Origin of the sequence: Streptococcus alactolyticus, from assembly GCF_042649785.1 — a bacterium.
Taxonomy (GTDB): Bacteria; Bacillota; Bacilli; order Lactobacillales; family Streptococcaceae; genus Streptococcus; species Streptococcus alactolyticus.
This window is the reverse complement of sequence record NZ_JBHRZX010000001.1, coordinates 1-7,951: the sequence shown is the minus strand read 5'-3', so window position 1 is coordinate 7,951 and position 7,951 is coordinate 1. Positions and strand designations below refer to the sequence as shown.

Genomic DNA, 7,951 nt, shown 5'->3' with positions numbered 1-7,951 from the left:
CATTAATTTCCAATTATTATGATGTTTAGCTTCGCTCATGTTTTGACGTAACGGTGTCCAAAGCTGGTATCCTTTTTGTGCTAATCGTTGCTTCAATGATTGGCTAGTATAGCCTAAATCCGCTAAAATCATAGGAAAATTGGTATCTTCTAGTAATTCCTCACAGGCTTTACTATCATGGGTTGATGCAGGTGTCACGAGGTAGTTCACAACGTAACCTGATAAGCTTACCAACATATGCACCTTGAAACCATAAAACCACATTTGTTTAGCTGAATTAAAGGAAATATCAGCCTGTTCGTCCCGAAAAATCCTAGTTTTAAAATTTCTAAGATGAGATTTAGCGGTATACTGTAAATGGCTCATTTGGACTACCTCCTGTTTAGTTGTCACTTACAGTATAGTCCATTTGAGCTTTTTTCGTATCTTAAATTTAACTAGCACCACGGGTATTTTATTATTTTTATCTTTGTTTTTTCAATCTATCTTTGGATTTCAGAAACCGATTAAAAGGAGAATGCAAATGATTGACGTTTTATCAAAACAGGAATTGCTACACTTACTAACCAACAACTCACGTTATCAAATTGCTAAAGCGACTGGCATTTCAGAGCGAACTCTCGCAAATTACGTAAACGGCATTACTGATATCGGACGCATGTCTTACGACAACGCTATTAAGCTAACGTAATACGCCAAGGAAAATAACCTCGACTAAAACAACCGCACTCATCATGAGCGCGGTTTTAATATGCTAAAAGCCTGTTAGGCTTGATAAACAACTTTACCATCACAAATCGTGTATTTGACCACACCTTTTAAGGTTTCACCGATAAATGGCGAATTAGATGCTTTTGAAGCAAATTGGTCAGACACCACGCGGTCTTCCTTATCCGCGAAAATCACAATGTCCGCTGGCCCATTTTCTGCCAAATAACCCGCATCAAAGTCATAAAGCGATGATGGATTGATGGTCATTTTAGCCAACAATTCTGACAAGGTCAAATCACCTGTTTCCACCAAGTTGGTCAAGCCCAGTGACAATGACGTTTCTAGCCCTGTCATTCCTGATGGGGCTTTTGTGATATCATCCACGTTCTTTTCATCTGCGTGGTGAGGGGCATGGTCTGTCGCAATCACAGAAATCACGCCAGATTTCAAGCCTTCAATCACGCCTAAACGGTCTTTTTCCGTACGAAGAGGAGGATTCATCTTAGCAGCTGCCCCTTTAATCAATAGCAAATCTTCTGTTTTTGAGAAATGTTGCGGTGCTGCTTCTGCTGTGATATGAGCCCCTAATTGTTGGGCAAACTCAACCACTTTCACTGATTCCGCTTTTGATAAATGTTGGATGTGCAAGTGAACGCCGCGGTCATAAGCAATCATAACATCACGCGCAATCATGCTGTATTCTGCCACACCTGTTGCCCCACAAAAATGGAATTTGTCTTGGGCAATGTGTTCGTTAAAACCAAGAATGCCATTCAATTCAGGGTCCTCTTCATGCACGGCAAGGAAAGTATTATTAGCCTTAGCCAAGTCAAGAGCCTCTTTCAAGACCTTGCTGCTTTGAAGGGGAATACCGTCATCAGAAAAACTGAGGGCCCCATTTTCAAGCAAAGCCTTGAAGTCCGTCAAATGTTGACCATCAAAATTTTTGGTAATTGTGGCATTGGTATAGACGTGAATGTCCTCTTTTGCCGCGCTGGCCAAAACCTCTTTCAAGGTTGCCACATCTGAAATAGTGGGATTGGTATTTGCCATCATGACAACTGAGGTAAAGCCACCCGCAGCAGCCGCAAGAGCACCTGTGTGAATGTCTTCCTTGTGTGTTTGACCAGGTTCACGGAAATGCACGTGAATATCCACCAAACCAGGCGCTACAACGAGCCCAGTTGCATCAATCACCTCGGCACCATTTTCCTCAATAAATTCAGCGATTTTCACCACTTTTTTGCCATCAACAAGGACATCTGCAACCTGATCAAATCCAGATTGAGGGTCAACAACACGACCATTTTTAATCAATAACATAGTAAACTCCTATCATTTTAACCAGTCAATAGGTTCAAGACCGTCTTGAGTTAAGTAAGCATTTGTTCGTGAAAAGGGATGGCTACCAAAGAAACCTCGATAAGCCGACAAGGGACTTGGATGCGCACTTTCAATGACATGATGAATGGGATTGGTCACCAAAGCTTTTTTCTTGCGAGCATAACCACCCCACAAGATAAAGACAACTGGGGTTTCTTTTTCATTTACCACCTTGATAATGGCGTCTGTAAAAGGCTCCCAAATTTGTCCAGCGTGTCCATTGGCACGCCCTGCTGGCACGGTCAAACAAGCATTTAAAAGAAGAACACCTCGCTCAGCCCAAGAAGTCAAATCATGGTGGTCCCGCTGTCCCACATCATCAGCTAATTCTTTGAGAATATTTTGCAATGACGGAGGAGCTGGAATGTCCTCAGGAACGGAAAAAGATAAGCCCTGAGCTTGATTGGGACCATGATAAGGGTCTTGCCCAATAATGACCACCTTCACGGCCTCCAAAGGCGTGGTCTGAATGGCATTGAACACTTTCTCGCGCGGTGGATAAACCACTCCAGCTTGATAGACCTCATCCATAAAATGATTGATTCTAGCAAAATAATGCTCTGGCAATTCCTTTTTGATTAAGTCATGCCATTTTGAATGCTGCATAGCGACTCCCTTAACATCTTCCCACAAGTTCAATATCAGCTTTTGCCAAGATATGACCCGCCATTTCACGACGGAGGTCATTTAAGTAAAAGCCGTCTTTCACAGGCAATTCACAATCCAAGGCATAAACCGTCAAGGTATAGAGATGGTCTTCATCTGGCGGACAAGGTCCTGTGTACCCTTCATCAATGCTAGTATAAGCTCCCCTAAAGAAAGGACTTGCCAAACTATTTTTGCCATGCACGTGGTTTTCATCCACGCGAGCAAAATCCTCTAAAATAAGGGCATTACTTGCAGGCACATTAGCCACTACCCAATGGATAAAGGTAAACCCGCAAACAGGGATTGAATCATAATCCACAAAAGTCCAAGCAAAGGTTTTGGTGTTTTCAGGTGCCTCTTCAATGATAAAAGGAAAAGACACAACGGGCTTTTCAGCCACCTTAACGTCAGAAGCCTTCGTATAAAGGTCTGGCAAAATCTGATCATCAAACGGACATGAAATTTTCATCTGCTACTCCTCTCATTCTTCCAATCAACAAAGCTAGCCACCAAGACCAGTCTTAGTGGCTAAATACCAACTTAGTCACGCCAAGTTTCTTGATTTTCTTTAAATTTGTGCAATAAGTCAAGGTCTTCTTCAGAGATATAGCCTTGTACTTTTGCCACCTTGATCAATTCGGTGTAGTTTGACAAGGTTACCAATTTCACACCAGCTTTGGCAAAGTTTTCAGCAGCTTTTGGCAATTCATAAGTGAAAATAGCCACAACACCAATGACATCTGCCCCTTCGCGTTCAGCCGCAGCCACAGCGTCTAAAACAGAACCACCTGTTGAGATAAGGTCTTCAACGACAACCATTTTTTGACCTTTTGTCACGCGACCTTCGATTTGATTACTAGCTCCATGATCTTTTGGTTTGCTACGGATATAAGCAAAAGGAAGATCCATTTTATCAGCGATGATAGCTCCGTGTGGAATACCTGCTGTCGCTGTTCCCGCGATGACTTCCACTTCTGGAAATGCTTCTTTTATTTTTTCTACAAATCCATTTTCAATCAACGTACGTGTTTCAGGATAAGCCAAAGTCACACGGTTATCCGTGTAAATCGGTGATTTAATCCCAGATGCCCAAGTAAATGGATCATTTGGTTTCAAGTAAACAGCTTGAATATCCAGTAAATCTGATGCAATTTGTGATGCTAAAGTCATAATATTCCTCTTTTCTATCTTGGTATTTCAATATAGTATTCTAATACTAAGCGTTCCATTCATCGTAAATAGCCTTGTAGGCCGCAACTGGGTCTGGCGCTTGCGTAATAGGGCGTCCCACCACGATATAGCTTGATCCAATCGCGTTTGCTTGGCTTGGTGTCATGACACGTTTTTGGTCACCAACCGCAGCACCTGCTGGGCGAATACCTGGCGTCAAACAAACAAAATCATCAGACGTTGCTTCTTTAATGACCGCCACTTCACGAGCCGAACAAACCACACCATCAAGCCCAGCTTCAGCTGTTTTCTTGGCATAATGCACAACAGACTCTACCAAGCTGGTTTGGATATTTTGGTCAGCTTTCATTTGCTCATCAGATGTTGACGTTAATTGGGTAACTGCAATGAGTTTTGGACCGTCTCCCAGTCCTTCGCGAGCAGCTTTCATCATTTCAACACCACCAGCAGCGTGAACATTGGTCATGTCAACACCCAATTCTGCCAGCACACGCATGGCTGATTTGACAGTATTCGGAATGTCATGCAATTTCAAATCTAGAAAAACAGAGTGCCCAAGTGATTTGACATAGCGGACAATCTCAGGCCCAACGGCATAGTATAATTCCATACCAATCTTGACATATAATGTTTCATCCTCAGGAAACAAGGCTAAAAAGGCTTTGACTTCCTCAAATGATGGAAAATCAAGGGCAATAACGGGACGACTTTCGTGCATACTTTCTCCTTTTCTACAAAGAAAACCTCGCCAGGGCGAGGTCACACAAAAAGTAGGGTAGCGTACACCCATCTATCTTCTTTTGTTAGCAACCTTTCTCGCCTCTCTGGACTCAATTAAAGGTTATTCAGTTGTTATTATTATAGCTTTTTTTGCTAATAAAGTCAAAATCTTAGTGGGAACGCAGACTAGCTTTAACTTCACGGCGTAAGGTTTCCAAATCCGTAATGCCATACTGGTCCATGACCTCTGGCAAACGCTCAATGATATTTAGACACGCATAGGGGTCAGTAAAATTAGCCGTACCAACGCCAATAGCTGATGCGCCTGCAATCATCATCTCAATCGCTGCTTCGGCAGAATCCACACCACCCATACCAATAATTGGCAAATCAGTGCTTTGAGCTACTTGGCGAATGAGTTTTAAAGCAACTGGGAAAACAGCTGGACCACTCATCCCACCTGTGCCATTGGCAATGATAGGCTGACGGCTTTGCAAATCAAAACGCATACCAACCAAGGTATTAATCATGGTAAAGCCTGTGGCACCTGCTTCTTCGACCGCCTTAGCCACAGTGGTAATATCCGCCACACTTGGGGTCAATTTGACATAGACAGGCACTTCTGAATGCTCAACACTTGCCTTAACCGCAGCATAAGCCAATTCTGGCACCTGACCAATCAACAAACCATGATTGCCGTGGTCAACATTAGGGCAAGAAATATTCAACTCAATTGCTTTGACATTTGGTGCTTTTGAGATCTTTTCAGACACATAGGCGTATTCATCATTTGAAAAGCCTGCCACATTGGCAATAATCGGCAAGGTTGGGAAATTCTCTGCCAACCAAGGTAATTTTTCTGCTAACACAACGTCTACACCTGGATTTTGTAAACCAATTGCATTGAGCATTCCAGATGGGGTTTCTGCCACACGTGGGGTGGGATTACCAAAACGTGCTTCTTTTGTGGTTGCCTTAATCATAATTGAACCAAGCTTATCTAAGTCGTAATATTTGGCGTATTCTTGACCAAAGCCAAAACAACCCGAAGCTGGAATAATAGGATTTTTCAAATCAAGCCCTGGAAGACTTACAGCTAAACGATTTTCTGACATTAGCATCCTCCTTACAAGATAATATTTCCCGTCTCAAAGACAGGACCATCTTCACACACACGCTTATTAGCAGTATATTGTGCATTTTTTAGATGAACTACACAAGCATAGCAAGCTCCCATGCCACAAGCCATCCGAGCTTCCATTGACAAGTAGGCGTGGGGATGATTTTCAAAGGTTTTATCGACATATTTCAACATACCTGGAGCCCCACAAGAGTAGATAGCATCAAAGTTTTGCGTTTGGAGCAACTCATCCACAATTGTTGACACATAACCCTTTGTACCGTATGAACCATCATCAGTTGTCACATAAACCTTGCCATAGGCTGCCAGTTCTTCTTCCAAAATCACTGCGTCTTTATTGGCAAATCCAATAACAGAAATCACCTCAACCCCTTTAGCAGCAAGTTGTTTTGCCGTTTCCACCAAAGGTGGCACACCAATTCCACCACCAATCAATAAAGCTTTTTGACCAGCAGACACCACAGAAAGATCAAAGCCATTACCTTGAGGTCCCATGGTATCCACCACATCACCAGCTTTTAACTGAGATAAAATAGCCGTCCCCGCACGTTCTACACGATAAACAATCGTCACTTCTTTTTTGGCCTTATCAATCTGACAAATAGAAATGGGACGACGCAACAATTTACTTGGGTCTGGCACACGCAGATGGAGAAATTGTCCGGGAGCCATGTCCAAAACCATCTCTCCTGATAAGGTCATCTTAAAAATACGCGGAGCAATCTCGTCCTGATGGGTAATCCATAAATCTTCTTTCAAAACAGCTGTTTTTTCTTTACAACTTGGAGCCATAACTCTTCCTTTCCTGACAAAAAACCTTGCCCAAAACAGGCAAGGTTACAGCAAATAAGCAGAAAATTCCAACGCACTTCTCCACTTATCATTATCCATTTTTGCAGTCACCTTGCAAGTCTCTCTGGACTCAATTAAAGGTTTTTAAATTTTGTTCATTGTAACGTAAATTGCTTAACTTGTCAAATCTCAGTAAGCACGATAGTACAACAAATGCAAATCTGAACGTCCCGCATAAGAACTCAATTCTTCCAACAAACTTTCAAAACGGCTGTCTTTGACGAGTTTATTTTGCCCATAAATCAAGAGGTATAAAGGCACTATTGTTTGACTTACAACATGACCAGCTTCATCTACTTTCTCTTCACCACGGACTTCCAGCTGTTCTAAAACGTTTTCTACAATAACGAGAGCATCGGAAATACTGTCATAAGCTCCTTGAAAGCGATCAAAAACATTGTAAGAAGCAATTTCGTCCTTGAGGTCTTCTTGAGCATCCACCACATAAATCAAACCTTTATTGTCAAAGAGGTAATGCCTGATTTTCTTAATGACATCATCTGAATTAGCCTCTAAAAGCTCTGTTGGTCGAATAACTGGAATTTCTTCGGTAAGACGTTCTTCCTTGGGAACCATAGCATCAATCTTAGCCAAAAGCTCTGCCTTTTTCGTTTCCTTCACACGTTCCTTAAACAAATGTACAGGGTCAAGAAGAACAGGATAATCTGACTCCTCTTTAATGGCTAGATTAGTCACCCTAAGCGACGTAAAAACATCAATCAAAACACCAAAAACACGAGGACGATTATCCCCAATAATTGCTTGAAAAACGGATTTTGACTCACAATTGTCTAACACATAATCAATCCCTTGCACCCAATTACCAACGATATTTAGGGATTGATTCATCAATCGAAAGGAATCTTCCTCATACCAAAACGTTGAGCGAATCAGTTTTTCTTGTTGGGACAAGGCATCAACCGCTGCCAAAATTTCACCTAACTCTGATTGCACAATATTTGGTGAAAAAGAAGCCCCCAATAAAGATGGGGTCTTCTCAACCAAAACAATTTCATCTCTGAAAAGTGTTAGGTAATGAATGCTGACAAGTAATTTTTGAATTAATAAACGATGCCCATCTGAATTTGTATCTTTCATCGCTACCACCACACTCACCTTATAACTTATATTACATTTCTATTACAGTACGTTACTACTAATATATCACATAATAGGTAAAAGGACAATGAAAAAAGATAAGAAACCTGAAAATAAAAAGAAAAACCGAACGATGGAAAGTTCTAAAATGAAGTTAGCCACCTAAGGGTATCAAAAAACATCTCAGAGAGATATAATTGTAATCAC

The 7,951-nt window shown here is 41.7% G+C and carries 9 protein-coding genes and 1 pseudogene; 1 reads left to right on the top strand and 9 read right to left on the bottom strand.

Annotated features, from left to right (window positions below; genetic code table 11):
* A pseudogene (locus tag ACFORE_RS00050) lies at positions 1–324 on the bottom strand (transposase); the annotation flags it as partial.
* A gap of 199 nt (positions 325–523) precedes the next feature.
* Between ACFORE_RS00050 and ACFORE_RS00045 the strand changes: the two are divergent.
* Positions 524–691 carry a helix-turn-helix domain-containing protein gene (locus ACFORE_RS00045; protein WP_380434862.1) on the top strand — a complete coding sequence of 56 codons (168 nt, stop codon included), beginning with the start codon at positions 524–526 and terminating at the stop codon, positions 689–691.
* 74 nt (positions 692–765) lie between these two features.
* On the opposite strand, the gene ACFORE_RS00040 is transcribed toward ACFORE_RS00045, so the two are convergent.
* The 8 genes from ACFORE_RS00040 to ACFORE_RS00005 form a co-directional block, all read right to left on the bottom strand.
* Positions 766–2,034, bottom strand: a complete 1,269-nt coding sequence (locus ACFORE_RS00040) for a dihydroorotase (protein ID WP_154455155.1) — start codon at positions 2,032–2,034, stop codon at positions 766–768.
* Between the two features lie 12 nt (positions 2,035–2,046).
* Positions 2,047–2,700, bottom strand: a complete 654-nt coding sequence (locus tag ACFORE_RS00035; protein WP_154455154.1) for a uracil-DNA glycosylase — start codon at positions 2,698–2,700, stop codon at positions 2,047–2,049.
* 10 nt (positions 2,701–2,710) lie between these two features.
* On the bottom strand, positions 2,711–3,211 hold the full coding sequence (locus tag ACFORE_RS00030; protein ID WP_154455153.1) for a YbhB/YbcL family Raf kinase inhibitor-like protein: 501 nt from the start codon (positions 3,209–3,211) through the stop codon (positions 2,711–2,713).
* Positions 3,212–3,282: 71 nt separating this feature from the next.
* Positions 3,283–3,912, bottom strand: coding sequence for an orotate phosphoribosyltransferase (gene pyrE, locus ACFORE_RS00025; protein ID WP_380434861.1), 630 nt, complete (start codon positions 3,910–3,912; stop codon positions 3,283–3,285).
* Positions 3,913–3,958: 46 nt separating this feature from the next.
* Positions 3,959–4,651, bottom strand: a complete 693-nt coding sequence (gene pyrF / locus ACFORE_RS00020; protein ID WP_168260869.1) for an orotidine-5'-phosphate decarboxylase — start codon at positions 4,649–4,651, stop codon at positions 3,959–3,961.
* Positions 4,652–4,823: 172 nt separating this feature from the next.
* Entirely contained in the window at positions 4,824–5,768 is a 945-nt protein-coding gene (locus ACFORE_RS00015) for a dihydroorotate dehydrogenase (RefSeq protein ID WP_154455150.1), read from the bottom strand.
* An 11-nt stretch (positions 5,769–5,779) separates the two neighbouring features.
* Positions 5,780–6,586, bottom strand: a complete 807-nt coding sequence (locus tag ACFORE_RS00010; RefSeq protein ID WP_380434860.1) for a dihydroorotate dehydrogenase electron transfer subunit — start codon at positions 6,584–6,586, stop codon at positions 5,780–5,782.
* Between the two features lie 189 nt (positions 6,587–6,775).
* The gene (locus tag ACFORE_RS00005; protein WP_380434859.1) at positions 6,776–7,744 is read right to left on the bottom strand and encodes a hypothetical protein; all 969 of its coding nucleotides are present in this window, start codon (positions 7,742–7,744) and stop codon (positions 6,776–6,778) included.
* Positions 7,745–7,951: the final 207 nt, after the last annotated feature.